Here is a 26,667-nt window from a genome sequence, read left to right on the forward strand (position 1 = left end):
GGCGTCACGAATGCTCGACTGGAGACGTCGTTTCGCCGGGACTCGCGGCACCGCGTGATTCAGCGGCTGATTCCGCGGCCGATTCCGCGGCCGATTCGGTTTCCGGCCCCATCGTGACGAGCACGCTGCAACTCACCCTGTCGAGCAACAGGCCATCGGTTCTGCCGCCCCACCACCGTGCGAGCCGGCCGGCCCGATGATGTCCCACGACAATCAGATCGACGTTCAGCTCTTTGGCGAAGTAAGGAATCTGATCGAGCGGATCGCCGATCGCAAAGTGCCCGGTCGCGTGAATGCCCTTGGCGGCCAGCTTTTTCAAGCCTTCGTCGAGCACGCTTTTGACCGAATCGTTAATCATATCCACCGGTATCGCCGACGTAATATCCGCGCCTTGCACCCACGCGGAATTGTCGATGACAGAGAGCACATGCACTTGCGCTGCGAGTTCTTGCGCAAGACGGGCACCGTCCGCAAGCGCGTGCTGCCCTTCGCGGGTTCCGTCATAACAGAGAAGAATGCGGTTGAAGGCCGACATGTCGTTCCTCCTCTAAGGAAAACGAACCTGCGCAATTCAGTATATGCCGCTTTGCGGCATAAGCGAGGTAGACCGCAACGCTGCTGTGCACGGCCTCCAACTACTCATCGCCTGATACGTCATAATATGACATATAATGAATGCGAGCGTGATCTGCGCAACATGTTGTCGATGCCGGTCGCGCTTCCCGTGGGAGGATCAAATGATCATTGGCAACGATTTCGAAATCGGCTTTCTGCTGGTCGCCTTTGCGCTGCTCGGCATCATTCTGATCGGCGCGCTGCTCGACACGCTGCACCTGCAGAGACTGCATCCCCGGCTCATAGGCGCGACGGTCGGAGCGCTAGTCGGCTTCGCGCTGATCGAAGCCGTGCCGCTATTCACCTAGCCGATAAACGCGGCCGCAACATCTGAAGAACGCGTCGGCACGGCGGGGGTTACAGCCCCCAGATAATGTCCGCGCCGCGTTTGCGCGCCTCGCGCAACATATCCAGAAATGGCCATGCACGTTGCGAAAGCCCATTGCTCGGCTCACGCCGATTGCCAGGCGAGCGATGCAACGCCTCGAGCGCGACTTCCGCGCTGGCGTCTTCGGTAATGGCCGATTCCAGGCGGTTAATCGCGGCGGGCAATTCGTCGTGCATGATCACGCCCCGCTCGTTCAGACGCTTACCGATCAGCCCCAATAGATATTGGGCGAGGTCGCGAAGCATCACCACATCAGGTGACGCACTGGATTGAAAAGTGATCAGCATGATGGCTCCTTTTGCATACGCACGCAGCGCGGTTGAGTGCCGTTAGGCACCCATCACATTTATATCGCAACGTGATTTAAATGACAGGTGAAATCGCGCCGCTAGCGCGGCTGGTGAATGGAGCCCAACGCCGTACTGATGCGCTGCCCCGCTGAATCGGAACCCCTCGTCGTCTGCCGACGCGCGGGCCGTTTATATCATATTGAAATATAATCATGACCAGACGGTATTCGCGTTGCCCGGGGTTTCCCTGGTATCGTCGCACTCCAGCACAATCCACTCACTCGCCTTTTTCGCACCTTGTCCCGCTCTCTCGTCCTGCGCTGGCTGTCCAGCTTCGTCCCCGTACCAGTCACAGTGCAATGGCAGGAGCGCGCGCGTTCCTGTCTGGGCGCGCTGATCGGCATCGCGTTCACCGGCGGCTCGATGTACCTGCTGTTCGGACCCGGCGCGAACATTCCGCTGCTGGTTGCGCCGATGGGCGCTTCGGCCGTGCTGCTATTCGCGGTGCCGGCAAGTCCGCTGGCGCAGCCGTGGTCGATCATCGGCGGAAATCTGGTTTCGGCGACGATCGGCGTGACCTGCGCTAACGTGATTGCCGACCCGACACTCGCGGCCGCGCTGGCAGTCGCGCTGGCGATATGCGGCATGTTCGCGCTTCGCTGCGTGCATCCGCCCTCGGGCGCGGTCGCTTTGACCGCCGTGCTCGGCGGGCCGGCAATTCATGCGCTCGGCTACCGCTTCGTGCTCGAGCCGATCGCCGTGCAATCCGCCGCGTTGCTGGCCGCCGCGATCGCCTATCACGCGGCGACGGGCCACCGCTATCCGCATTCGGTGCGCGCGGCACGCAGCGCGCCGGGCAGTGCGGCCGACGCGTCGTCGCGTGCCGGCTTCACGCGCGCCGACCTCGAAGCGGTGCTCAGGCGGCGCAGCGAAATGCTCGACATCGATCCGGACGACCTCGAATCGCTGTTGCGCGAAACGCAGCTTCAGGCCTTCTCGCGCAGCTTCAACGAGTTGACCTGCGAGAACATCATGTCGCGCCACGTCGTGTCGGTATCGGCGGCGACGCGCGCGGTCGCCGCCTGGGCGCTGCTCAAGCGCAACAAGGTCAAAGCCCTGCCCGTGATCGACGCGGACCACACGCTGGTCGGCATCGTGACGCGTGCCGACCTCGTCGATAAAAGAATCTTTGGCCAGTTCGTGCCGTTCGTCGCCTATTTCGACGGCTGGCTGCGCGGCGATGCACTGCGTGCGCCGACCGTGGGCAGCGTGATGACGACCGACGTGTGCACCGTCAAAGTGAATGCGCCGATAACGGACCTCGTGCCGATGTTCGCGGACTACGGGCACCACCATATTCCTGTACTCGATGCCGCCGGACATGTAGTCGGCATGATTACGCAAGTCGATCTGATTTCCGGTCTTTATCGTCAGACCGTGGTGAAGGCGCAGCAGGCCGCGTAAGGATTGCGGCAAGCTATCCGCAGACGAATAGCACCGGTCGATTACATCATTTTGTGATATAATTTTTGTCTTCTTCAAGCAGGCAGACGAACAATGAAAGAACGGGCTCGCGGGCTGCGCAAAGCCGACTTTGAGCAACTGTCGGAGTTCCGCTATCAGATGCGGCGCTTCGAGCGGTTCTCGGAACAGGCCGCGCAGAGCGAAGGCATTACGCCGCTGCAGTATCTGTTGCTGCTGCACATCAAGGGCTATCCGGAGCGCGACTGGGCAACGGTCGGCGAACTGGCCGAGCGGCTTCAGGCTCAACATCACGGCGTCGTCGCGCTGGTGTCGCGTTGCGAGGCGCTCGAGCTCGTGCGCCGCCGGACTAGCGAGACCGACCGCCGCCAGGTTGAAGTGCACATTGAAAAAGCCGGTGAGCGGGTGCTTGCGAGACTCGCGGAACTGCACCGCGCCGAGCTGAAATCGCTGAAAGGCGCGTTCCAGGTTCCCCAGATCGACCTCGACTAACTATGACCATGGACTCCCACAAGCGCGACTTCTCCGCGAACGCACGGCTGCCAGGCATCTTCGCGCTCGCTGCGTGCATCGGCGCGGTCAGTACGCTGGCAGCATTCGTGCTGCTCAATCTGATTCATCTGTTCACGAACCTGTTCTTCTTCGGCACGCTGTCATTCGCCGAACATTCGCCGGCGCATAACAGCCTGGGCGGTTGGGTCATTGGCGTGCCGGTAGTCGGTGGACTGATTGTCGGATTGATGGCGCGCTTCGGCTCGGAGAAAATCCGCGGTCATGGCATTCCCGAGGCAATCGAAGCCATTCTCTTCGGCAAGAGCCGGATGTCGCCGAAAGTGGCGGTGCTCAAGCCGCTGTCGTCGGGCATAGTGATCGGCAGCGGCGGTCCGTTCGGCGCCGAGGGGCCGATCATCATGACGGGCGGCGCGCTCGGTTCGCTGATCGCGCAATGCTTCAAGGTCACGGCGGCGGAACGCAAGACGCTGCTCGTCGCAGGCGCCGCCGCGGGCATGACCGCCGTGTTCGGCACGCCGCTGGCGGCCGTGCTGCTGGCGGTCGAATTGCTGCTGTTCGAATGGCGGCCGCGCAGTTTCCTGCCGGTCGCTGTGGCCTGCGCGGTGGCCGGTTTTGCTCGCGCGGCATTCTTCGGCACGGGTCCGCTCTTCCCGCTCGAAACAGCCGCGCCCGATGGCTGGTCGCTATTTTCCTGCCTGATTGCAGGGCTTTTGTCCGGTGCGCTGGCGTCGGCACTGTCCGCCTCGCTCTACAAGACCGAAGATCTTTTCGGCAAACTGCCGATTCACTGGATGTGGTGGCCCGCGCTCGGCGGCATCGTCGTCGGTATCGGCGGATGGCTCGAACCGCGCGCGCTGGGCGTGGGCTATGACGTGATCGGCGATCTGCTGCATCAGCACATCGCGTTGCAGATCGCAATCGTGCTGCTCGCGGTGAAGGCCGTCATGTGGGTCGTCGCGCTCGGTTCCGGCACGTCCGGCGGCGTGCTCGCCCCGCTGCTGATGCTCGGCGCGGGGCTCGGCACCGTCCTCTCGCACTGGCTGCCGGGCAATGAGCCTGCGTTGTGGCCGCTCGTGTGCATGGCCGCGACGCTCGGCGCCACGCTCGGCGCGCCGCTCACCGCAATCGTGTTCGCTTTCGGGCTCACCCACGACAGCAACGCGCTGCTGCCGCTGCTCACTGCAACGCTCGTCGCGCATGGCTTCGCCACCGTGACCATGCGCCGCTCGATCATGACGGAAAAAATCGCGCGGCGCGGCTATCACATCTACCGTGAGTACGGCGTCGATCCGCTCGAGCGCCATCACGTGGATGAAGTGATGACCGCCTCGGTCGACTCGATCGATGCCGGCATGACGGTCGGCGCGGCGCTCGACACTTTCTTCGGCGCGAAGCAGACTCGCCGCGCGTATCCCGTCGTGCGTGAAGGCGCGGTAATCGGCGTGGCCGATCGCGCATTGCTCGAACAGTTCCGCGATGAGAACCCCGATTTGCGCACTGCCATGAACGTAGACAGTGTCTTCGAACGGCGCTCGCCGGTGTTCGCGTTGCCGACCGAAACATGCCGACTGGTTGCGACGAGACTTGCTGTGCACAGCCTCGAACGGCTGCCCGTCGTGGCGGATTCGAAGTCCATGCGTCTTGTTGGCATCGTCTCGCGCAGCGATCTCGTCAAGCCGTCGCTCACTTACTTCGAAGAAGAGCACAAGAAAGAGCGGTTCCGTCGTTTGACGCCGACGCGCGCGAAACGCCGCTTCGCTCCTATCGGCAAGGCCGGCTAAGCGCAACCGGCTAGCCGCAACGATTCCGCTTCAATGCGAAGCGGAATCCGCACGATAGATCAGCAGGCCGTCAGGCTGCGCCTGTGCAGCCGGCGTGATGGTTGCGGTGTCAACGTGCTGCGCGCTCAAGATGTGGCACACCGGTTCGCCGTGCATCAGCAGGTAATCGGTAATGATGCGCCGGTGGCAACGCCACCAGACTGCTTCGGAGCACATGATCGCGCAACGTCGGCGATGCCCCAGTTCCCGCAGTTCCGCCAGTCCCTTCTGAAAAGCGTCCGTCATTGCGTAATCGGCGTAGTTACGAAACGCGGGATGCGTCCAGTAGTCGTTCACAGACGGACCTTCGTCCTTGCGGCGCCCGCGCCGCCCACCCAGTTCCTCCAGATGCACGTAGTCGATATGAGCCGGCGCCAGCGACTCCGGCAACGTATCGCGGTTAAACTGCGGGTTCGTTCGCGAACGTGGAATGCTGCGCACGTCGACTAATACTTCGACGTCCGAATTTTCCAGCAGACCGATGAACTCGGAAAGCGCGCGCGTGGAATGCCCGATCGTGAAAAACGGCCGCGTCATGATCACCTCGTGACTTCGCAGTATGCAAAGGATTATATTGCCAGCAAGGCGTTGGCCGATTACCTGACTCGCTGCACATTCAGCACGCATCAGCCATGCCCGAAACCGGCGACGCCAGCGAAACGCGGCACGGACATTGCGCAAAGCCCAGGCTTCTTACTGGCACTTCAGGCCACTCACCGCTCGAGCTTCGTCATGAAAACGTTCCACTGCAACCGCTGCTCGCAACGAGTGTTCTTCGAAAACGTCCGCTGTGAACGCTGCGCGGCACTGCTCGGCTATCTGCCGCAACTGCGTGCAATCAGCGCGTTTGAAGATGCGGGCGAAGCGCGCTGGCGCAGCCTGCATCCCCAAGCAGACGGTGCGCTTTACAAGCAATGCCACAACTACGCGGTGGAAAACGTCTGCAACTGGATGATTCCGGCCGATTCGCCCGACACGCTATGCCGCGCCTGCCAACTGACGCGCACCATTCCGAATCTCAGCACGCCGGATAACCGGCTCTACTGGTATCGTCTGGAAGTGGCGAAACGGCGGCTGCTTTACACGCTCGCCGAACTCGGTCTCGACGTCAAATCGCGCCGGCAAGATCCGCAGCAAGGTCTCGCGTTCGAATTTCTCGAAGACAGTGGCGACGGTTCGCGTGTGATGACCGGCCACGACAACGGGCTTATCACGCTCAACATCGCCGAGGCCGACGACGCGCATCGCGAGAAAGTCCGCACTGCAATGGGCGAACCGTATCGCACGCTGCTCGGCCACTTCCGCCACGAAACCGGGCACTACTATTTCAGCCGGCTGATAGCGAACAATCCGCGCTGGCTCCCAGCGTTCCGCGAGCTTTTCGGCGACGAGCGCGCGAATTACGGCGACGCACTCGACACCTACTATCGTGTCGGCGCGCCGGCCGACTGGCAGGCGTCGTACATCAGTGCGTATGCAACGATGCATCCCTGGGAAGATTGGGCGGAGACATGGGCGCATTATCTGATGATCGTCGACGTGCTCGACACCTCGACCGCGTATGGCATCGCGCTGCTTTCCGACGATCCGCGCGAGCCCACGCTGACTGACCGCACGCCCGTTGAAAACGCGAGCTTCGATACGCTCATGAAGCGCTGGTTTCCGCTCACCTACGCCTTGAACGGCCTGAATCGCAGCCTCGGCATGCCGGACGGCTATCCATTCGCGTTGGCCGCGCCCGTCGTGGACAAACTGCGCTTCGTGCATCGAGTGATCGCGGAAGCGGGGGACAAATCGCCGGCTTCGCCGCCAGCACAGCACTAGCAGCGCCGGAGTCCGCGCTCACAGCCGCGCCGGCCTGCAGGAGTCGTCCAGGAGTTCCGTCTCAAAAATAAGACTGCTCCTAGATACCTGCCCGCTCAAATCTCTGAAAATCGTATTTAGCCGACGAGACATGCGTCGCAGTCTGATCCAGGCTGCCCGCATTTCCGCCGCTCGCGTTTTCCATTGATTACGACGGCCGCGCAGAACACCGCAAGCCGCTCACTACTGACCACGGCCATGAGCACACAATTTTCCCTCGATCGTTTCGAATCCCAGGTCCACGCCGGCGACTACGACGCCGCGCATGAAGAGTTCGCCGCACTGCTGGACACCCTGCGGCAAAATCGCGGCGGGCTCGGTATCGAGCGCTTTGCGAAAAACCGCCCGAATCCCGCCGACGACGAAGCCGCGCGGCAAACGCTGCAGCGCATCGCGGACGCCTTCACTGCGCTGCTCTCGGCACCGGAATACGCGCTTGACGCCGACAGGATCAACGTCATGTTCTGCGGCCGTTCCTGGATCGATATGATTTTCGCGGTGAGTTCGTACGGTTCGACGGACCACATCGTCGAGAAACTGCTCGAGACGTCGCGTGACAGCGACGACGCCGCGGCTCGCGACGTATTGACCCGCAAGCAACTCGTGCTCTACACGTCCGGCTCGAAGTACGACATCGATTTCGAGGAACTTCACAAGTGCGACCCCGTGCTTGCGACGAGTCTCGCCATTTCAATCGTCAGTGCCGCGGTACATATCTCTCCCGCTGCGCACGACAAGCGCGAACGTCTGCTCGAATGGCTTCCGGCAAAGGTCGACTTGGTAGAAGACCTGGACGATCTGCCGGCCAACGCGGTTTTCGGCTCGTATATGCACTGCAGCTATTCCACTTCGCCGAAGCGGCATGAGCTCAAGCGCAGCATCAGTCGTCTGGTACGCAAAAAGCTGGAGACCCTCGAGTTGTTGGGACCTGAATCCAGCGTTGCCCATAGGCCAGTTAAAGGCCGCAAGCCAATCATGCTTGTCGTGCTCGAATGGTTTTCCGGCGGCCATTCTATTTACCGGACGCATTCGCGCACCATGCTCGCGGCACGCGAACATTTCGAAGTCGTCGCGTTCGGCGAAGATCAGCACGTGGACGAAACCGGGCGCGCGGTTTTCGACCGCTTCATCGAGTTCGAGCATCCGGAGTTTATCGGCGACTGCATTCGGCAGATTCAGGAATTCGCCGAGCGGGAACGACCCGACGTGCTGTATATGCCGAGCGTCGGCATGTTCGCGCACACCATCTTTCTATCGAACTTGCGCGTTGCGCCGTTGCAGATTGCCGGACTCGGCCATCCCGCGACCATGCATTCCGCGCACATCGACTATGTGAGTGTCGAGGACGATTTTGTGGGCGACCCGGCGTGCTTCAGCGAGAAGTTGCTTCGTCTTCCGAAGGATGGACAGCCGTATGTGCCTTCAAAACTGCTGACGCCCATCACGGCATCCGTTCCCGAACGTCGCGACGTCGTGCATATCGGCGTGACGGCAAGCGCCATGAAAATCAACCCGGACTTTCTCGAGACATGTAAAGCGATCGTGCAGACAGCGCGTGTGCCGGTGCACTTCCACTTCATGACCGCCTGGAGCGAAAGCATCGATCTGGCCTACGTCAGGAAATCGATTCATGCAACGCTGCCCGAATCCGACGTGGACGTGTACGGCTCGCTCTCCTATCCGAACTATCTGAAAGTACTGAACGGCCTGGACATGTTCGTGAGCCCCTTCCCGTTCGGCAACACCAACGGTATCGTCGATTCATTCACGATGGGTCTGCCGGGCGTCAATCTTTGCGGGCCGGAAGTCTTCGAACATATCGACCGCGGACTTTTCGAGCGCGCGGGTCTGCCAGACTGGCTCACGACCTACTCCAAGGACGAATACGTGAAAGCCGCAGCACGTCTCGCAGAACAGCACGACGAACGCGAAGCGCTGCGCCGGCGGCTGATCGAAGATAAAGCCGTCGAGCGGATCTTTAAGGGCCGCCCGCAGGCATTCGGCAAATCCGTACTCAAGCTGCTACAAGAGTTGGACAAGCAATAAAGAACAGCAGGTCAAACGAGAGCCACACCGGCCTATAAGCCGGTGTGGCTTTTTTTATTGGCCGACTCTCGCAACGGTTCAATACGCGACGTAAGGCCCGACGCCGCTCGGTGTGGCCTGCTGCTCGATGGCGGCGTACACGTTGCGTCCATAGAAGAACGGCAAGCCCCAATCGAAAATCGACGATGTCACGAAAACGGGCCCTGCCAGCAGCGGCAATGCGGAGTCGCCGGCATAGGTCTGCGCAACCGTATTCGCATTGGCCACGCTGAAATTCACCGCGCTCGTCGCGCCGTTCGCGCCTTCGATCATCGCGCTCAACTGCTGTGTCGAAGACGGGCAGTAATACGCGTTGTTCGGACTCGCGCAAACCGGCAACACGCTGCTTCCGAAAAGGAGCCCCGTGGCACGCAGCGAAGCGAACGATGTAAGCGCGCGCTGAAATTTCCGCCGCTTTAAACGAGCAACGACGAGCGCGGCACATGAAAAAGCCGCGAAACGTTCGCCGGATTTCGACGACCTTCCGCGGCCTGGCTTGCGAACGGCATCAGCCGTCCGCGAGCGGCAGACTACTGGGCAATCACGTCTTCTGCTGTTGCTGCTGCAAAAGCGAGCGCAATTCCTGCACGTTTTCTTCGACGCGTTTTGCGATCACCGCATACGACTCCGCTTGCGTCTGATACGCCGCCTGCGCGAGCTGCTGCATGTCCGCGAGCGACTTGTGCAGGCTTTGCTGGATCAGCTCCGCGGTTTTTGGCGAAGGCGTGCTGCCGCTTGCCGATAGTTGCGTCGTCAGCGATTGCAACTCGGCCAGCGTCGTGCGCAACATCTCCGCCTGTTTCTGCGCGAGCGACTGCATGCCTTGAAACGCAGTCTGATTCGCCTGAACCAGTGCTTCGACATCCTTGCGCCGTGCTTCCATGATGGCGGGCACGTCGAAGCCGGGCAGCTTGAACTGCTCGAGCATTTTGGTGAAATCGCCAAACGGATTGGCGGTATCAGGTCGGTCCATGCGAAATCCTCCTTTACGGTTGAACGATCGCCGGCGGCGCTGCGCCGCATGATTCACGCGACGCAAACACAGACACACACGCAAACGCAGGCGCTCCCGGTGCGCCGCGCCCCTGCGGCCGCGCTGCGCGGTTGCGGGGTCGGACGGCACATTGCGTCCATCATGCGCCATCCGACGTCATTGCGCCAGCGCATGCGCCGTTCCACGCGCCGTGCGAAGTTCTTCGCGGCGCGTCTCCATCCGCATGCACACGCGCATCGGCAGCAAGAGTTCGTAAGTGTGCGGACACGCGTTCGTAACCCGCGGCGACGGTGTCTCGTCTATCTTTTCGATGAACCGGCGCACTGTCGCGCCGGCATTTGTCGAATGGGAGCGACGTGATGAAAAAACAGATATTGGGCGCGGCGCTGGCCGCCGCGATAAACCTCGCCGCAATCGCGGCAACAACCGCATCGGCAGAAGAAAACGCGCCGCAGCCCGCGCACGCGCAAGGCGATGCGCCGCATGGACCTCATGCCGCGATGGAGCCCGCCGGTCCAATCGGCCCGATGGGTCCCGGCTTCGCAGTCGTCAACGATCTCGAACAGTTGCGCCGTCTCTACGCGCTGAGCGGACGACCGGGCGACATCGTCGCGGTCTATCACGACGTGCTGAACAAAACGCAGGATCCGATGCTGCGCCACTACGTGTACGACTCGCTCGCGCGCGAGCAGTTGAAGCCCGCCAATCCCGAGCAGGCAATCGCCACGTTGCGCACGAGCCTGTCGGAAGACCTCGCGGCAATCGACAAGCTGCCGCGGCCGCCGTTCGATCGCGCGCCGCAAAGCAAGCCCTAGCAAACACGCATCGGCAACTGGAAGCGCTACCGCAAACACGCTCGCGCCGACGTTCTTCGCGCAGCGTTGGTTCTCCCACATTGCTGTTCACTGGCCGCTTTTTCGTCTTCCCTCTGTTGATTAGGATAAGGACTGTTTAAACGTCAGTGCGGGTGAAGCATGCGCTATCCAGTCGATGTGGCCGTCGCCGCCGGGTTGCTGGTGTTCGTGCTGTGCTGCATCGTCACGCTCGCCTTGCACTGATCGATCGCATGCTCAGTTTCTCTCGCGCCACAGCGTGCGCATCAAGGCGAGCAGCACGTTAGGCGCGGTGCCCTTCTGACAATAGCCGTCGAAATTGTGTCGGCCGCGGCCGGTCTCCCGCACGTGTTCCTCATCGAGCGAAGTGAACGCAACAATGCCGAGGCTCGGCGTGGGCAGATAGCTGCGCAGCGCGCTTGCTGTTTCGTAGCCGTCGCGCCCCGGCATCATGATGTCGAGCACGACCACGTCGGGCACCCAGTCTTTTACGCACGCGAGCGCCTCGTCACAGCCGTTCGCCGAGCGCGCTTCCACACCTTCATACGATAGATACGTCGCGAGCGCTTCGGCCGCATCCTCGTTGTCGTCGACCACGAGGACACGCGGCACCTCGTGTAATACCCGCACTTGGCGGGCGCTCCACCTTTGACAGGTACTCGTTGTTGCTGACATGTAATAGCGATTGGCGAGAGAAAAACCATCGCGATCCAGCAAGTGGCATACCAAATGGCCGTTAGCTCGGTCATGAGCGCCACCATGAACGTGGCCGGTGAAGCGCGAAGCGCTAGCGCGCCGCGGTGGACCCGCGAACCACGAGATCGCCAGGCAGCACGAGCGAACGTGTGGACATGGAAGGATCGGCGAGACGCTGGGTAAGCAATTGCATGGCGATCTTGCCGATCTCATACACCGGCTGCGCGACGACGGTGATGCCCGGCGTGACGAGGTCGGTCCACGCGTCGTTGTCGAAACCGGCGAGCGCGATGTCGGTTCCAGGCGTTACGCCGCGCGCGCGCATCTCGCGATACGCGCCGAGCAGCAACAGCCCGTTGCTCGCGACAATCGCATCGGGCCGCGTATCCGCGTCGCGCGCGAGCCACGCGCCGACATGCTCGAGCGCGCTCGCCGGGTTCGGTTCGACGAATTCCGCCAGCACCGGCAAACCGTGTCGGCCAAGCGCGTGCGCAAAACCATCGTGACGCTCGCGGCCCGTGGTGCTCGCGTTGCCGAATAGCCCGGCGATGCGCCGGTAGCCGCGCCCCACCAGATGCTCGACGAGGCGCGCCGCCGCGTCGCGGTTATCGAGCACGACGGCATCCGCGCTGCCCGCCGGCCCGGCGCGGTCGATCATCACCACGGGAAAGTCATAGGCCTGCGCCTTGAAACGCTGCGCCGCGTCGTGCGTCGGCGAATAGATGCAACCCGTGACGCGCTCCTCTTCCATCAGCCGCAGATACATGGCCTCTTTCTCGGCGTTTTCGTCCGTGTTGCAGAGGATCACGCGCAAGCCCTGCTGATAGGCGGCGTCTTCGACGGCGCGGCTGACTTCGGTGAAAAACGGATTGCGCACGTCCGATACGATCAGGCCGATGGTCGCCGTATCGCCGGAACGCAGACGCCGCGCCGCCGCGTTCGGCCGATAACCCAATTGCTCGATCGCGCCCAGCACGCGCTGACGCACCGCATCGCGCACCGGCCCATTGTTCGACAGCACGCGCGAAACCGTCGTGACCGACACGCCGGCGGCTTGCGCAACATCCTTGATTCGTAGATTCATGAAAGTGGTATCGATTCCTCGAATCGCTCGGTATTTTCCCTGGATTGCCCGACGACCTCGGCATTTGCCCGCTGTCGCCGGACACAGGCTGCTCGGCTCTTTCGAGCCATTCTACCTGCGTTCATGCCATTTCAAGTGAACTATGCCGCTTGCGGGCAACGCTTGACGGACAAAGTGGTATCGATTCCAATAACACCCACTTCAACGATTCGATTTCAGGAGACGCGATGCCGTCGCTGCTTACCGCGGAGCTGGTTCGATTGAACGCACGGGCCAGTTCGAAACACGACGCGATCGTACAGGCGGGCGAACTGCTGGCCGCGGCCGGCTATATCGAGCCCGGCTACGTCGACAGTCTTCACGCTCGCGAAACAGTCTCGAATACGTATCTGGGCAGCGGCGTCGCCATTCCGCACGGCATGCAGGAAGACCGCCATCTGATCCGGCGCACCGGCGTCGCGGTGCTGCAATTGCCCGAGGGCGTCGAGTGGCACGACGGCGAGCGCGCCAACCTGGTCGTCGCGATCGCCGCTCAGTCGGACGAACACATCGCGCTGCTGCAACGCCTCACGCGTCTGATCGGCGACGCGGACAAGCTGCGCGCGCTCATCGACGCACGCGATCCGGGTCTGATCGTCGATGCGCTCAACGGCGCCTCAGTCGATCCGGTGACGAGCGTCGTCGACAGTACGCCCGCCGATTTCGCGCAGCGCGTGGAACTGGTGCTCGACTATCCGCACGGGCTGCACGCGCGGCCGGCAAGCGCATGGGTGGCCACGGCGAAGCGCTATCAGGCCGCCTTGCGCGTGCGCAACGGCAAGCTCGCCGCCGATCCGAAAAATCTCGTCAGCCTGTTGCAGCTCGGCGCGACCGCGAACGCGCAACTGGTGCTGTCGGCGCAAGGCGTGGACGCCGCCGACGCGCTCACGGCCCTCAAGCGCACCATCGAGGCGCTGTCCGCCGAAGAGCACGAGCGCGCCGCCGCGGCGCGCGCACGTCGGCAGAAAGCGCAGCCGGTGTCGTGGGAACCGGCCGATCCGGCGACGGTGTTCGAAGGCGTCAGCGCCGGGCCCGGCTTTTCCATCGGTCCGATCCGCGTGATGCGCACCGCGCAGCTCGACATTCAGGACCAACCGCAAGAAACCGTCGAAGCGACGCATCGGCTCGACACAGCATTGCGCCATACCGCCGGCGAACTCGACGCGCTCACACGCGACACGACCGCACGCCTCGGCGCGGAAGAAGGCGCGATCTTCGCGGCGCACCGCGAACTGCTCAACGACACCGACTTGCTCGCCGAAGCCGCACGCCTGCTGCTCGACGGACACGGCGTTGCGTGGTCGTGGCATCAGGCCGCCGAACGTCAGGCCGCGCGCCTCGCCGCATTGCCCGATCCGCTGCTTGCGTCGCGCGCGACCGATCTGCGCGACGTCGCGCGGCGCGTGCTCAAGCACCTCGGCGAAAACGTCGCGGCAGACACGCGCTTCGACACGCCCGCCATCCTGATCGCCGAAGATCTCACGCCATCGGACACGGCGATGCTCGACCCCGCCGTCACGCTCGGCTTCTGCACGGTGTCGGGCGGCCCGACCTCGCACACCGCGATTCTCGCGCGCACGCTCGGCGTGCCGGCGGCGGTCGCGTGCGGCGCAGCGTTGATGAACATCCAGGACGGCAGCGCCGCCGTGCTCGACGGCACGAGCGGCCGTCTGTATGCCGGCGTGTCGGCGCGCGACCTCGAGCGAGCGCGTCAAACGCAAGCCGAACTCGCGGAGCAGGCTCGACGCGCCGCGGCAAATCGCGCGCTTCCCGCCGCGACGCTCGACGGCCACGTGCTCGAAATCGGCGCGAACATCACGCGTCCGGATCAGGTGCGCGACGCGATCGCGAACGGCGCGGACGGCGTCGGCCTGATGCGCACGGAGTTCCTGTTTCTCGAACGTCACGATGCGCCGAGCGAGGACGAACAGTACGACTGCTATCGGCGCATGGTCGAAGCAAGCGGCGGACGTCATCTGATCATTCGCACGCTCGACATCGGCGGCGACAAGCAGGTGCCGTATCTGAATCTGCCGCACGAATCGAATCCGTTTCTCGGCGTGCGCGGGCTGCGTCTGTGCCTGCGCCGTCCCGATCTGTTCGTGCCGCAGTTGCGCGCGCTCTATCGCGCGGCCAAAACAGGCCCGCTGTGGATCATGTTCCCGATGGTCTCCACGCTGGACGAAGCGCGCCAGGCGCTCGCGCTCGCGGAAACCGTGCGCGCCGAACTCGACGCGCCGAAGGTGCCGCTCGGCATCATGGTCGAGACGCCGTCGGCGGCCGCGTTTGCCGATCACTTCGCCGCGCTCGTCGACTTCTTTTCGATCGGCACGAACGATCTGACGCAATACGTGCTCGCCGTCGACCGCGAACATCCCGAACTCGCGCGCATGGCCGAGAGCCTGCATCCCGCCGTGCTGCGCATGATCAAGCAGACCGTCGACGGCGCGCGGCGTCATCGCAAGTGGGTCGGTGTATGCGGCGGCCTCGCGGGCGATCCGCTCGGCGCGTCGATTCTTGCGGGCCTCGGCGTCGATGAACTGTCGATGAGCTCGCGCGACATTCCCGCCGTCAAGTCGCGGCTGCGCGCGTCGCGTCTCGACGCATTGCAGGCGCTCGCGCGCCGCGCGCTGGATTGCGAGGACGTCGACGCGGTTCGCGCGCTCGAAGCCACCGAGATCAAGGCGGCCGCATGAACACGGTCGTCACCGTCACGCCGAACCCGGCGCTCGATCAGACCGTGCGCGTCGCGAATCTCGCGCTCGGCGAGGTCAATCTCGCGGCATCGCTCGAATTCAACGCGGGCGGCAAGGGCGTGAATGTCGCGGGCTGTCTCGCCGACTACGGCATTGCGACGATCGTCACGGGCCTGCTCGGTCGCGACGACGCAACCGCGTTCGACGCGATGTTCGCCGACAAGCAGATCGTCGACCGCTTCGTGCGAATCGCGGGGCGTCCGCGCATTAACGTGAAGCTGGTCGATACCGCACGCGATCAAACCACCGACATCAATCTCGCGACCTCGCTGCCGAACGCGGCCGACGTCGACGCACTGGAACGGCGCGTGATCGAACTCGCCGCGCCGGGCCGCTGGTTCGTGCTGGCGGGCAGCTTGCCGCCGGGCGTGGACGTGTCGTTCTATCGGCGGCTCACGCGCGCATTGCATGCGGCGGGCGCGCAGGTCGCACTCGACACGAGCGGCGCGCCGCTCGCCGACGCGCTCGCGGCGAACGAGCCCGGCGCGCTGCCGGATCTCGTCAAGCCGAATCGCGCGGAACTGGAAGCCGCGCTCGACCGTTCGCTCGCCGACGACGACGCGTTGATCGAGGCCGCGTGCGAGCTGGCCGAACGCGGCGTCAAGTACGTGGTGGTTTCGCTGGGCGAGCGCGGCGCGCTCGGCGTGACGCGCTTGCATTCCGAAGCGCATTCTTCCCAAGCAGCGGCGAGTGCCGGAGCCTATGAAGGCTGGCGCGCCGCGCCGCTGCGCGTGCCGGTGGCAAGCACCGTCGGTGCCGGCGACGCGCTCGTCGCAGGGCTCGTCGCGAGTCTCGCGGAAAAGCGTCCGTGGCACGAGGTCGGCCGGCGCGCCACCGCGTTCGCCGCGGGCAAGCTCGCGCGCGTCGGTCCGCATCTGCCGGATCGCGCGACGCTCGACGCGCTCGCCGCGCAAGTCGAGTTGCGCACCTTCAGCGTCGCCGCGAACCCGCTGCGCGTGACCCAACATCAAGCCGTGTAAGCCAGGAAGAGCAATGGACAAGCTGATTGGACTGGTATCGTCCCCGCAACAAAGCGCCTCGCCGATGGTCGCGGCGCAGGCCTTGAACCGCGCGGCGCAAAGACGCGGCGCTTCGCTCGCCGTCGAAACGCGCAGTGCGCTCGGCGTTCAGCATCCGTTGAATGCGGCGCAGATCGACGCGGCGCAAGCGGTACTGATCGCAGCGGACGCCGATGAGCGCATCGACGAAACGCCGTTTGCCGGCAAAACGATTCACCGCGTGTCGCTCGACGACGCGATCCGCGAAGCCGATGCGGTGCTCGCACGCGTCGCCGCGGGCGCGAGCACGGGCGCGGCTTCGAATACGGCGCAAGGCGCAGGCAATGCACGCGCCGCGCAAGGCGCGCAAGCCTCGCCACGCGCGCTGAAAATCGTTGCGATCACATCGTGCCCGACCGGCATCGCGCACACCTTCATGGCCGCCGAAGGATTGGCGCAAGGCGCGAAGTCGCTCGGTCACGAGATTCACGTCGAAACGCAGGGCTCGGTCGGCGCGCAAAACACGCTGAGCGACGAACAGATCGCCGCAGCCGACCTCGTCGTGATCGCCGCCGATACGCAAGTCGACAAAAGCCGCTTTCGCGGCAAGCCCATCTACGAAACCGGCACGAAGGGCGCGATCGGCAAAGGCGCGGCGTTGATCGAACGAGCGATTGCCGAAGCGTCCGTCGATGGCAACGCGCCCGCTTCGCAAGCAAACGCAAGCGCAAACGGTCAATCGGCGGCGGGCGGCGCGCTCGCCGATCAGGTCGCCGCAGCGAAGAAGCAGCGCTCGGCGAAAGCGTCGGGACCGTACCGGCATCTGATGACCGGCGTGTCGTTCATGCTGCCGTTCGTGGTGGCGGGCGGCCTGCTGATTGCGATTTCGTTCGCGCTCGGCGGCATCTACGCATTCGACGACGCGCACAAAGGCACGCTGGCGTGGGCGCTGTTCCAGATCGGCGCAAAGTCCGCGTTTGCGCTGATGGTGCCGGTGCTGTCGGGCTACATCGCGTATTCGATCGCGGACCGTCCGGGCATCACGCCCGGCATGGTCGGCGGCATGCTTGCCGCCAGCCTCGGCGCGGGTTTTCTCGGCGGCATCATTTCGGGCTTTCTCGCGGGCTACACGGCGTTGCTGATCAGCCGCAAGCTCAAGCTGCATCGCAACCTGGAGGGTCTCAAGCCGGTGCTCATCATCCCGCTAGTCTCGACGCTCGTCGTCGGCCTGCTGATGATCTACGTGGTCGGCACGCCCGTCGCGACCGCGCTGCACGGCCTCGAAAACTGGCTTCGCTCGATGCAAACCGGCAGCGCCGTCACGCTCGGCCTGCTGCTCGGCGCGATGATGGCCTTCGACATGGGCGGCCCGGTCAACAAGGCCGCGTATGCGTTCAGCACCGGTTTGATCGCAAGCCAGGTCTACACGCCGATGGCGGCGGCGATGGCCGCGGGCATGACGCCGCCGCTCGGCATCGCGCTCGCGACGTGGATTTTCCGCAACCGCTTCGTCGCCGACGAGCGCGAAGCGGGCAACGCGGCCGCGGTGCTCGGCATGGCGTTCATCACCGAAGGCGCAATTCCGTTCGCCGCGCGCGATCCGATGCGGATCATTCCGGCATGCGTGATCGGCTCGGCGATCACGGGCGCGATTTCGATGGCGTCAGCGGTCGATCTGAAAGTGCCGCACGGCGGCATCTTCGTGCTGCCGATTCCGAATGCGGTCACGCATCTCGGCATGTATGTGCTGGCGATCGCGGTGGGCACCGTCGTCACGGCGCTCGCGGTCGGTGTGCTTAAGCGGCCGGTTCAGGTGGCGGCGTGAGCGTCGCGAACGTCGCGGGCCTCAGTTCACTTCGACGGCAAAGCGTGCGTGACATGAAACGGCACGACATGACGCAACGCCTCAGCGAAATTTATCGCGGCTTCGATCTGCTGATCGAAGCCCTTCCCGCTGATGACGCGCAACGCATTCGCGTGCAACGCACGATTACGCGAAAGCTCGGCGAGCGCATGCTTACCGTCGATACGCGTTGCGACACGACTGCGTATTCGACTGACACCTCGCATGAATTGCTGACCAACGCCCTGCGCGATGCGCGCGAAGCGGTCGACCGTCTGCTCGGCGGCTGGCATCCGGCCTATGCGCACGCGCAGTCCCTGCATAAGCCGTCGGCGCATTAGCCCGTATGCGAGTAGCGCACGGCTCGTCGCGTTTGGCTAACCAAACGTGAACGCATACGCGCTCGCGCCGGCATCCAGAAACTCGATTTCAAACGTTCGATCCTGAACCGCGCCGCTTTGGCGCACGAGCTGGTAAAGCCGCTCTTTATCGACGACGCCCACGCCGTTCGCATCGGTGTCGGCGCCGTGCGAAGCGCCCGGCGGCTTGCCGTCGAGCGTCACTCTGAAACGCACCGGCTTGCCGTCCGCCATCGGTCCCAATACGAGATGCAGATCGCGCGCGTGAAAGCGATAGGCGATCTTCGCGCCGCTCGCGCCGGATTGCGCGCGCTCGCCGGCGACACTCCATTCGCCGTCGAGACTCCAGCTTCCCGTACGCAGCCGCGCGGGGCTGCTGTACGCGCGGAGCATGTCGGGCGCCAATGTTTCCGGCGACGCAAAACCTTCTGCCTGGCGATAACCGACGTACGTCTCGCCCGAGCGCAAATCCTGCGGATCGGCGGCGGCCTCGATGCCCGACGCTTTCGCGGCGCCAGCGGATGCGGGCAGTTTCGAATGCCCGGCGTCCGCGAGCAATTGACGGATGACTGCTTCCGACTCGTCGTATCCGCCTTCGCCAAAATGGTGATAGCGAATCTCGCCGCGCGCATCGACGATATAAAAGGCCGGCCAATACTGATTGTCGAAGGCCTGCCACACGGCGAGTTTGTTATCGATGGCAATCGGATAGTCGATATGCAGATCGGCCGCCGCGCGCTTCACATTGGCGATGTTGTGCTCGAACGCGAACTCGGGCGCGTGCACGCCGATCACGACGAGCCCCTGATCGCGATACCTGTTCGACCACGCCTTCAGATACGGCAACGTGCGCAGACAGTTGATGCACGAGTACGTCCAGAAATTGACGATCACCACTTTGCCGCGCAGGTCGCCGGTTTTCAGCGGCGGCGAATTGAGCCAGTCGACGGCGCCGGACAGCGACGGCATCGCGCCTTCGGCCGGTAACGAAAGTTTTGCGGCTGCGGGCGTCGGGTTTGTCGCGGCCGCGGGTTCTGCGGTCATGCTCACTTTCAGAAGCGCGCCAGCGTTTGGCTGCTCTGCATTCATGGCCTGCGAATCCGCGGCCTGTGAATCAGCAGCCTGTGAATCGCCGGCCGTTGAATCGACCTGCTGCGCATTCGCCTTCTCCGCTTGAACGTTCCGCGAACCAGCACGCGGCGACCAGCGCTGCACCAGTTTCTCTTCGATACCGGTCGTATTCAGCGACGGCAACAGCGCCAGCACGCGCGTATCGAAGCCGAGTGCAATGGCCGCAGCGGACAGCACCACGGCCGCGCCGAGCACCTGACGCACGCGCTCGCTCACCGCATACGAGCGCCTGAGCGACGCGACGACCCGTCCGCCGATTGCGAGCACGATCGCAAGCGATGCCGCCGCGCCCGCTGCGAACGCGAGCAACGGCAACACGCCCGCGCCGCCTGGCCGATGCAGGATCACGCCCGTCATCACAAGACCGAGGATCGGTCCCGCGCACGGCGCCCACAGCAAGCCGGTCGCAACGCCGAGTACCACCGACGACATCACGCGAGGCTCGCCGCCGTCGCGGCGCACCGCGCCATCCAGACGATTGCCGAGGTTCACGAGCGGATGCGTGAGCCGCTCGGCCATCGACGGAAACAGCAGTGCCGCGCCGAACACGGCGAAGAACGCGAGCGCGATCCAGCGGCCGTATTCGTTGACGTGCGCGACCCACGCGCCGCCGGCCACCGCGAGGCTCGCGACGGCCGCGAACGTCAGCGCCATGCCGGCGAGAAGCGGCACGCCGTGACGCACGAACGACTGATCGACGCGCGCGAACACGAGCGGCACGACCGGAAGAATGCACGGACTCAGGATGGTAAGCATGCCGCCGGCGAAGGCGAGAAGTATGAGCAGCATAACGGTGTCCTTTTTGTTCAATGAGCGTGATACGGCATTCATGCATTGAACTACCGGGACGTATCGCGCTTGTGTCGGCGAACGCGGCGTTGTGCAAGCTCGTGTATCGGCCTGCTGCGTAGATACAGTGCGATACAAAACGCGTCCGGCGAGGCATACGAGCGGCACAAACACGCACACACGCGCGCACGGGTTTGTATCCCAACGTATCGCACAGCGGCGCGGACACAGAACGTTGCACAGGCAGCCCGAAAACGACACACGCCAGATACGTCCACGGCGTCCAATGACTATCCAAAGACATCGCGCTTGCCGATCAACCCTCGCGCGCACCGCGCCTCTCATGCAAAGGACGATTCCATCATGCACGCCCGACTCAAAACCCTCGCCACTATCGGCTCCTTCATCGCGCTCGCGTTGCTCGCCAGCGTGCTTGCGACACGCGGCAGCGCGCTCACTGCCGCCGAACGGAATACGCCGGTTGCGCCGCAAATAACCGGCATCGACACATGGATCAACGGCTCGCCGCTGACGCTTTCGCAACTGCGCGGCAAGGTCGTGCTGGTCGATTTCTGGACCTACTCCTGCATCAACTGCGTGAACACGCTGCCGTATGTGAAGAACTGGTACAAGCAGTACGGCAATCAGGGCCTGCAAGTGATCGGCGTGCACACGCCGGAGTACCCGTTCGAACGCGATGCCGGGCATGTGCGCGCTGCCGTGAAGAAGTTCGACATTCAATATCCGGTCGCGCTCGACAATCAGTACGCGACCTGGAACGCGTTCAATAACCAGTATTGGCCCGCGGTGTATCTGTTCGACAAGACAGGACATGTCGTGTACAGCCACTTCGGCGAGGGCGACTATGCGCAGACCGAAGCGAAGATTCGCGAGCTGTTGGCGCAACCGGGCTGACGCGGTGCCGCATTGAAGTGTTGACGCCGCCATGCCCGCCTGCGAGCATGCGGCAATCGAAATCAATCAGCCTGTCGAGCGGCCCATGCGAGCACCCAATCATCTCAATGCACTGCGTGCCTTCGAGGCCGTCGGCCGGCATCTGAGTTATGTCGCCGCTGCGGAAGAACTGCATGTGACGCCCGCGGCGATCGGCCAGATGATTCGCGGACTCGAGGAAACGCTAGAAATCGAGCTGTTTCATCGTTCGACGTCGGGTGCATCGCGCCTCGTGCTCACCGACGCGGCGCGCGCCGCCATGCCGGAATTGCAGGGCGGCTTTGGACTGCTCGCACAGGCGGTCGAAAGGCTGAAGGCCAGCAAGGCGCGCATAACGGTCACCGTGACAGTGCCGCCAGCGCTTGCCGACAAGTGGTTTTTGCATCGCGTGGAGCGGTTTCAGCGCAAGTATCCGCGCTACGATTTGCGCATCGACCTGTCGCTGAAACTCGTCGACTTTGTCGCGGATAGAGTGGACGCCGGCATCCGCTACGGCACCGGTCAGTGGCCGGATCTCGCCGCGACCTTCCTGATGCGCGACGAGTTCTTCCCTGTGTGCAGCCCCGAGCTGCTCGAAGGCGAGCATCCGCTCAGAACACCGGCGGATCTCAACTACCATCCGTTGATTCACGACATATCGATGCGCGCGGCGCCCACGTTTCCCACCTGGCGATCATGGGTGCAAAAGACGGGCAACGCAGGGCGTGTCGATTGCGATCGCGGTCTGCAGATCAACGACTCCGCCGCCGCGATTCATACCGCTATCTCGGGCAACGGCGTCGCGCTCGGCAGAACGTGCCTCGTCGAGCGCGACATCGCAGAAGGCCGGCTGGTGCGGCCGTTCCCCGACGCGCAGACGTGCGAGCTCGCCTATTACGTGGTGCATAGAAAGGACAACGGCAACGAGCCGGCTGTGGTCGCGTTCAAGGAGTGGCTGCTTGCCGAGGCGAACGCGCGATAGCCGCGCGCCGCGTTAGTACTCTCTAATCCGTCTTCGCGCCGCCCGACGCCTTCAGCGCCAGTTGCTTGCGGTATTGCTCCACAGGCAAGCCGCCCCAGCCCCAGTTATCCATATCGACTTCTTCGATCACGACGAACGTCGCTTCGAGCGGCTTGTTCAGGACATCGAGCAGTACATGGCTGACACCGCTGATCAAGCGCGCTTTTTCTTCGGCCGTGACGGCGGTTGCGCCAGGCTTCGTTCCCTCGCGCGTGACCTGAATCGTGACGATAGGCATGTCGTTCTCCGTGGCAAAGGCGGGCGCCGCGAATCGGCGCCCGTTGTTCCGCTGTTGTTAAAGGCCGCGCTTAGTGGCCGGCGCTCTGGCCGCCGTCGACGTGCAGGATCTCGCCCGTCACGAACGGCGCCGAATCCAGATACAGCACCGCTTGCACGATGTCGTCCATTTCGCCCATATGACCCATCGGATGCAATGCGCCGAGCCCCGCATGCGTTTCCGGCGCGTGCATCGGCGATTTGATGATGCCAGGCGAGACCGCGTTCGCGCGAATCCCGGCTTTAGCGTACTCGATCGCGATGGACTTCGTCGCCGCATTCAACCCGCCCTTGGTCAACGACGCGAGCACCGAAGGCACGCCGCTAATCGCATGATCGGTGAGACTCGTCGTGATCGTGACGATGTGGCCGCTTTCGTGCTTTTCCATCTCGGCAATCGCGAGCTGCGTGATATTGAAGAAGCCGTCGAGGTTGACGCCCTTCACCAATGCGTAGTCTTCAGACGTATAGCTCGTGAACGGCTTCGCGACAAACACGCCCGCGTTGTTGACGAGCGTATCGACGCGCCCGAAACGCGTCACCGCCTCTGCAATCACGCGGCGTGCGGTGGCGGGATCGGCGATGTCGCCCGCCACCGTCGCGATGTTCGGATCGTCGAACGGTGTAATGCCGCGAGCCGTCGCAACCACGCGATAGCCGCGCTGACGAAACGCCTTCACCAGTTCCGCGCCGATGCCTTGCGAGGCGCCAGTAACGATCGCCACTTTTTCCGACGTATTCATGTTGTGCTCCAGAGTTGTTGTCATGCAATTCAGAAATGAGAGCGGTTGCCTGGCCGGCTGCCGCTGTGTGCCGCGAGTCTTGCAGTGCGCCCTCGGTGACTGAACTATCGGCTTTGCGCAGGCATTAAACAAACGAGAAGATTTGCGTCGGCGGGAAAGAAAAACTACGGCGGTTCTGGATGCCGATGGCTAAACGGTCGTGCCGAACGCACCGGCCACCGTGACACGCCCGCCTGGCGGGCACGCGACATGCGGCGTGCAATCCAGCGCTGCGGCTTCGGCGGCCCGGTCATCGGCTAGTCGAATGGAATGCGGCGCGCAATCACGCTCAATGGCGAGGCGTTTATGAACAAGGTCTCTTCACCCGCTGCGGCGCCGAAAAAACACGGAAGGCTGCGCGGCGCTTTCACCACCGTGGTCAACGCGGGCAAGCGCTTCATGTCGGACCGCTGCCCGATGATGGCCGCGAGCGTCGGCTTTTACTCGGCGTTCTCGCTTGCGCCGACGCTGCTGATGGTGCTCGCGGTCGCCGGCTGGTTCTTCGGCGAGGACGCCGCGCGCGGACGTCTGTTCGAGCAGGTGCGCGGCATTATGGGCAAGGACGCCGCGGAGGCGATGCAGACCATCGTCGAACACGCGCATCGCGCGAGCGGCAGCGGCATTGCCGCCGTGGTGTCGGTCGTGTTGTTGATCATCGGTGCGTCGGCGACTTTTACTTCGCTGAACACCGCGCTCGACGTGGTGCTCGAGGCGGAGAAAAACGTCAAAAGCAAGGGCAGCATTACGTGGCTCGTGCGCACGCGGCTGGTGTCGGTCGGCATGGTGCTCGGCCTCGGCTTTCTGCTCGTGGTGTCGCTCGTGCTCGATACGGCGATCACGTTCGCCGGACACGCGATATTCGGCGATTCGCCGTTGGTCGTCGTCACCGCGATCGTGCAAACGGTACTCGGCCTGATCGTGCTGGGCGCCGCGTTCACCGCCCTGCTTCGGTGGATGTCAGACGCGCCGGTGAGTCTCGCGCATGCGGCGGTCGGCGGGATGACGGCGGCGATACTGTTTTCGGTCGGACGGCATCTGTTCGGGCTTTATCTCACGCATGCGGGCACCGCGAGTTCTTTCGGTGCCGCAGGCTCGCTCGCCGTGCTGATGATGTGGCTGTATTTTTCGGCGGCGGTGTTTCTGTTCGGCGCGGAGACGACAGCCGAACTTGCGGGACGCAATGAAGTAAAAGACGAGGAGAAAGACCGGCCGTTGTCCGTAGGCGCGGCGCGCTCGCGCGGTTAAAACGCGCATTGCAAATGAAAAAAGCGGCCTCGCGGCCGCTTTCGCATGACTAGTGCTGCACGCCCCAGCGCCGCACCGTCACCCGTTCCAACGTATCGAACACGAGATGTTCGATCAACAGCCCGATCACGATTACCGCTGCAAGTCCCGCGAAAACGCGATCCGTGTAAAGCTCATTGCGATTCTGGAAAATGTACCAGCCGAGTCCGCCGTTGCCGGAACTCGCGCCGAATACCAGCTCGGCCGCGATCAGCGTGCGCCACGCAAACGCCCAGCCCACCCGCAAGCCGGCGAGAATCGACGGCAACGCGGCCGGCATCAGAATCAGCAGTACGTGGCGCATGCCCGTCAGGCCATAGTTGCGTCCGGTCATGCGCAGCGTCGCCGGGACCGACTGGAAACCGGAGTACGTGTTGAGCGCGAGCGGCCACAGTACCGAATGCACGAGCACGAATAACAGACTGCCCGTACCGAGACCGAACCAGAGCAACGCGATCGGCAACAGCGCGATGGAAGGCAGCGGGTTGAACATCGCGGTGAGCATCGACAGCAAATCGCGGCCCACACGCGTCGACACAGCCAGCGACGTCAGCACGAACGCAAGCGCCGCACCCAGCAGATAACCGCGCAGCAGCACCGACATCGACACCGCCGTTTTTTGCAGCAACTCGCCGGACAACACGCCCTGCACGAACGCGATGAAAGTCGCGCCGAAGGTGGGCAGCAGCAGATCGTTGTTGACCACGCGCGCGGCGATTTCCCACACGGCGATCAGCACCAGCGCGATCAGCACCTTGCGCACCCAGCTTTGCGCGAAGACGCGTTTGCCGAGCGGCAATGGCGCTTCGAGCACGATGTCGCCAGGCGGTTCGAGCGGGCGTTCGTATTCGTCGCGAATCGGCGGCAATAAGGTGGCGGGCGAACTCATTGCGCGGCCTCCGTCTCTTCGAACAACAGGCGATGAATACGCGCGACGCTGCGTTGAAAATCGTTGCGCCCGAAACTGTCGTGCGAGTACTGGTGACTGTTCAACTCGGCACGCACGCGGCCCGGATGCGGCGACAACAGCAGAATGCGGTTTCCCACGATCAGCGCTTCCTCAATCGAATGAGTCACGAACAGCAGCGTGAAATTCACTTCTTCCCATAAACGCAGCAGTTCTTCCTGCATCTTGCGGCGCGTCAATGCGTCGAGCGCGGCGAACGGTTCATCCATCAGCAAGACGCGCGGCTGCATCGCGAGTGCGCGCGCAATCGCGACGCGCTGCTTCATGCCGCCCGATAACGTGTGCGGATACGCATTCGCAAACGCAGCGAGGCCGACCTTGTCGAGATAATGCAAAGCGCGCTCATTTGCTTCGGCACGCGCAAGCTTCTTCGCGACGCGCAGCGGAAAGGCCACGTTTTGCAGCACCGTTTTCCACGGCGGCAACTGATCGAACTCCTGGAATACGACGATGCGATCGGCGCCAGGACCGCGCACGATCTGACCGTCGAGCGAGATGGTGCCCGAGCTCGGCTCGATGAAACCGCCCACGGCCTTCAGCAACGTCGACTTGCCGCAGCCCGACGGCCCGAGCAGCACGAAGCGATCGCCGCCGTAGACGTCGAAGCTGACCTCGTGCGTCGCGCGGACAATGCGCTCGCGCGTGCGGTATTCGAGGCTGACGTTCTCCACTGCGAGCAGTTTTTCGCTGACGGCGGGACCGCTGCGCACGGCGCGGTCAGCGCGTTCGGGAAAGAGTAGCGTGGGATTAGCCACCATCGGATCGCTCCCAGGTTGCGGATTGCGCGAGCGGCTCACCACCGCCCCGCAGTCCGCTGAAGTTAGAA

General features: G+C 63.4%; 25 protein-coding genes and 1 pseudogene. 14 read left to right on the top strand and 12 right to left on the bottom strand.

Annotation, left to right across the window (positions count from 1 at the left end; genetic code table 11):
- Window positions 1-4: 4 nt before the first annotated feature.
- Window positions 5-535: a universal stress protein gene (locus BGRAMDRAFT_RS14525; protein ID WP_006049523.1), complete on the bottom strand. Its 531-nt coding sequence runs from the start codon at window positions 533-535 to the stop codon at window positions 5-7.
- Window positions 536-737: 202 nt separating this feature from the next.
- Between BGRAMDRAFT_RS14525 and BGRAMDRAFT_RS14530 the strand changes: the two genes are divergently transcribed.
- Window positions 738-923, top strand: coding sequence for a hypothetical protein (locus BGRAMDRAFT_RS14530; RefSeq protein WP_006049524.1), 186 nt, complete (start codon window positions 738-740; stop codon window positions 921-923).
- Between the two features lie 49 nt (window positions 924-972).
- Here BGRAMDRAFT_RS14530 and BGRAMDRAFT_RS14535 read toward each other — a convergent pair whose 3' ends face one another.
- Complete coding sequence (locus BGRAMDRAFT_RS14535; protein WP_006049525.1) at window positions 973-1,290, bottom strand: DUF1840 domain-containing protein; 318 nt, start codon at window positions 1,288-1,290, stop codon at window positions 973-975.
- Window positions 1,291-1,590: 300 nt separating this feature from the next.
- Between BGRAMDRAFT_RS14535 and BGRAMDRAFT_RS14540 the strand changes: the two genes are divergently transcribed.
- The 3 genes from BGRAMDRAFT_RS14540 to BGRAMDRAFT_RS14550 all read left to right on the top strand — a co-directional run bounded on the left by BGRAMDRAFT_RS14540 (window position 1,591) and on the right by BGRAMDRAFT_RS14550 (window position 5,069).
- Window positions 1,591-2,757 carry an HPP family protein gene (locus BGRAMDRAFT_RS14540; RefSeq protein ID WP_006049526.1) on the top strand — a complete coding sequence of 389 codons (1,167 nt, stop codon included), beginning with the start codon at window positions 1,591-1,593 and terminating at the stop codon, window positions 2,755-2,757.
- Window positions 2,758-2,850: 93 nt separating this feature from the next.
- The gene (locus tag BGRAMDRAFT_RS14545) at window positions 2,851-3,267 is read left to right on the top strand and encodes a MarR family winged helix-turn-helix transcriptional regulator (RefSeq protein WP_006049527.1); all 417 of its coding nucleotides are present in this window, start codon (window positions 2,851-2,853) and stop codon (window positions 3,265-3,267) included.
- A gap of 2 nt (window positions 3,268-3,269) precedes the next feature.
- Window positions 3,270-5,069, top strand: a complete 1,800-nt coding sequence (locus tag BGRAMDRAFT_RS14550; RefSeq protein ID WP_006049528.1) for a chloride channel protein — start codon at window positions 3,270-3,272, stop codon at window positions 5,067-5,069.
- Window positions 5,070-5,099: 30 nt separating this feature from the next.
- Here BGRAMDRAFT_RS14550 and BGRAMDRAFT_RS14555 read toward each other — a convergent pair whose 3' ends face one another.
- A complete protein-coding gene (locus BGRAMDRAFT_RS14555) occupies window positions 5,100-5,645 on the bottom strand; it encodes a DUF488 domain-containing protein (protein WP_006049529.1) in 546 nt (181 codons plus the stop codon).
- Window positions 5,646-5,840: 195 nt separating this feature from the next.
- Between BGRAMDRAFT_RS14555 and BGRAMDRAFT_RS14560 the strand changes: the two genes are divergently transcribed.
- Both BGRAMDRAFT_RS14560 and BGRAMDRAFT_RS14565 read left to right on the top strand, forming a co-directional pair.
- On the top strand, window positions 5,841-6,932 hold the full coding sequence (locus tag BGRAMDRAFT_RS14560; protein ID WP_006049530.1) for a zinc-binding metallopeptidase family protein: 1,092 nt from the start codon (window positions 5,841-5,843) through the stop codon (window positions 6,930-6,932).
- A 237-nt stretch (window positions 6,933-7,169) separates the two neighbouring features.
- A complete protein-coding gene (locus tag BGRAMDRAFT_RS14565) occupies window positions 7,170-9,017 on the top strand; it encodes a hypothetical protein (RefSeq protein ID WP_006049531.1) in 1,848 nt (615 codons plus the stop codon).
- 78 nt (window positions 9,018-9,095) lie between these two features.
- Here BGRAMDRAFT_RS14565 and BGRAMDRAFT_RS14570 read toward each other — a convergent pair.
- Window positions 9,096-9,437 (bottom strand): annotated as a pseudogene (locus BGRAMDRAFT_RS14570) (DUF3443 family protein); the annotation flags it as partial.
- A gap of 160 nt (window positions 9,438-9,597) precedes the next feature.
- A complete protein-coding gene (locus BGRAMDRAFT_RS14575; protein WP_006049533.1) occupies window positions 9,598-10,029 on the bottom strand; it encodes a phasin family protein in 432 nt (143 codons plus the stop codon).
- A 380-nt stretch (window positions 10,030-10,409) separates the two neighbouring features.
- Between BGRAMDRAFT_RS14575 and BGRAMDRAFT_RS14580 the strand changes: the two genes are divergently transcribed.
- Window positions 10,410-10,865, top strand: coding sequence for a hypothetical protein (locus tag BGRAMDRAFT_RS14580; RefSeq protein ID WP_006049534.1), 456 nt, complete (start codon window positions 10,410-10,412; stop codon window positions 10,863-10,865).
- Window positions 10,866-11,120: 255 nt separating this feature from the next.
- Here the strand turns inward: BGRAMDRAFT_RS14580 and BGRAMDRAFT_RS14585 are convergent, their stop codons facing one another.
- On the bottom strand, window positions 11,121-11,513 hold the full coding sequence (locus BGRAMDRAFT_RS14585) for a response regulator (protein ID WP_006049535.1): 393 nt from the start codon (window positions 11,511-11,513) through the stop codon (window positions 11,121-11,123).
- 157 nt (window positions 11,514-11,670) lie between these two features.
- The gene (locus tag BGRAMDRAFT_RS14590; RefSeq protein ID WP_006049536.1) at window positions 11,671-12,663 is read right to left on the bottom strand and encodes a LacI family DNA-binding transcriptional regulator; all 993 of its coding nucleotides are present in this window, start codon (window positions 12,661-12,663) and stop codon (window positions 11,671-11,673) included.
- Between the two features lie 227 nt (window positions 12,664-12,890).
- On the opposite strand from BGRAMDRAFT_RS14590, the gene ptsP reads away from it, so the two are divergent.
- The 4 genes from ptsP (at window position 12,891) to BGRAMDRAFT_RS14610 (ending at window position 18,640) form a co-directional block, all read left to right on the top strand.
- Window positions 12,891-15,398 (top strand): phosphoenolpyruvate--protein phosphotransferase, encoded by a 2,508-nt coding sequence (ptsP, locus tag BGRAMDRAFT_RS14595; protein ID WP_006049537.1) that lies wholly within the window; start codon window positions 12,891-12,893, stop codon window positions 15,396-15,398.
- Complete coding sequence (locus BGRAMDRAFT_RS14600) at window positions 15,395-16,438, top strand: 1-phosphofructokinase family hexose kinase (RefSeq protein WP_006049538.1); 1,044 nt, start codon at window positions 15,395-15,397, stop codon at window positions 16,436-16,438. The genes ptsP and BGRAMDRAFT_RS14600 overlap by 4 nt, the downstream gene beginning before the upstream one ends.
- A gap of 13 nt (window positions 16,439-16,451) precedes the next feature.
- Complete coding sequence (locus BGRAMDRAFT_RS14605; RefSeq protein WP_006049539.1) at window positions 16,452-18,281, top strand: PTS fructose-like transporter subunit IIB; 1,830 nt, start codon at window positions 16,452-16,454, stop codon at window positions 18,279-18,281.
- 68 nt (window positions 18,282-18,349) lie between these two features.
- On the top strand, window positions 18,350-18,640 hold the full coding sequence (locus BGRAMDRAFT_RS14610) for a hypothetical protein (protein ID WP_044021143.1): 291 nt from the start codon (window positions 18,350-18,352) through the stop codon (window positions 18,638-18,640).
- A 36-nt stretch (window positions 18,641-18,676) separates the two neighbouring features.
- On the opposite strand, the gene BGRAMDRAFT_RS14615 is transcribed toward BGRAMDRAFT_RS14610, so the two are convergent.
- Window positions 18,677-20,578 (bottom strand): cytochrome c biogenesis protein DipZ, encoded by a 1,902-nt coding sequence (locus tag BGRAMDRAFT_RS14615; RefSeq protein ID WP_006049541.1) that lies wholly within the window; start codon window positions 20,576-20,578, stop codon window positions 18,677-18,679.
- A 363-nt stretch (window positions 20,579-20,941) separates the two neighbouring features.
- Here BGRAMDRAFT_RS14615 and BGRAMDRAFT_RS14620 point away from each other — a divergent pair, with 363 nt between their 5' ends.
- Together BGRAMDRAFT_RS14620 and BGRAMDRAFT_RS14625 are read left to right on the top strand one after the other, a co-directional pair.
- Entirely contained in the window at window positions 20,942-21,493 is a 552-nt protein-coding gene (locus BGRAMDRAFT_RS14620; protein ID WP_006049542.1) for a thioredoxin family protein, read from the top strand.
- Window positions 21,494-21,578: 85 nt separating this feature from the next.
- A complete protein-coding gene (locus tag BGRAMDRAFT_RS14625) occupies window positions 21,579-22,493 on the top strand; it encodes a LysR substrate-binding domain-containing protein (protein ID WP_044021145.1) in 915 nt (304 codons plus the stop codon).
- A 22-nt stretch (window positions 22,494-22,515) separates the two neighbouring features.
- On the opposite strand, the gene BGRAMDRAFT_RS14630 is transcribed toward BGRAMDRAFT_RS14625, so the two are convergent.
- The gene (locus BGRAMDRAFT_RS14630) at window positions 22,516-22,770 is read right to left on the bottom strand and encodes a tautomerase family protein (RefSeq protein ID WP_006049544.1); all 255 of its coding nucleotides are present in this window, start codon (window positions 22,768-22,770) and stop codon (window positions 22,516-22,518) included.
- Between the two features lie 70 nt (window positions 22,771-22,840).
- Window positions 22,841-23,551, bottom strand: a complete 711-nt coding sequence (locus BGRAMDRAFT_RS14635) for an SDR family NAD(P)-dependent oxidoreductase (protein WP_006049545.1) — start codon at window positions 23,549-23,551, stop codon at window positions 22,841-22,843.
- 345 nt (window positions 23,552-23,896) lie between these two features.
- On the opposite strand from BGRAMDRAFT_RS14635, the gene BGRAMDRAFT_RS14640 reads away from it, so the two are divergent.
- Complete coding sequence (locus BGRAMDRAFT_RS14640; protein ID WP_006049546.1) at window positions 23,897-24,835, top strand: YihY/virulence factor BrkB family protein; 939 nt, start codon at window positions 23,897-23,899, stop codon at window positions 24,833-24,835.
- A gap of 49 nt (window positions 24,836-24,884) precedes the next feature.
- On the opposite strand, the gene BGRAMDRAFT_RS14645 is transcribed toward BGRAMDRAFT_RS14640, so the two are convergent.
- Window positions 24,885-25,763: an ABC transporter permease gene (locus tag BGRAMDRAFT_RS14645; protein ID WP_006049547.1), complete on the bottom strand. Its 879-nt coding sequence runs from the start codon at window positions 25,761-25,763 to the stop codon at window positions 24,885-24,887.
- On the bottom strand, window positions 25,760-26,599 hold the full coding sequence (locus BGRAMDRAFT_RS14650) for an ABC transporter ATP-binding protein (protein WP_006049548.1): 840 nt from the start codon (window positions 26,597-26,599) through the stop codon (window positions 25,760-25,762). Before BGRAMDRAFT_RS14650 ends, BGRAMDRAFT_RS14645 begins: the two co-directional genes overlap by 4 nt.
- Between the last annotated feature and the right edge of the window lie 68 nt (window positions 26,600-26,667).

Origin of the sequence: Paraburkholderia graminis C4D1M, from assembly GCF_000172415.1 — a bacterium.
Lineage (GTDB): Bacteria > Pseudomonadota > Gammaproteobacteria > Burkholderiales > Burkholderiaceae > Paraburkholderia > Paraburkholderia graminis.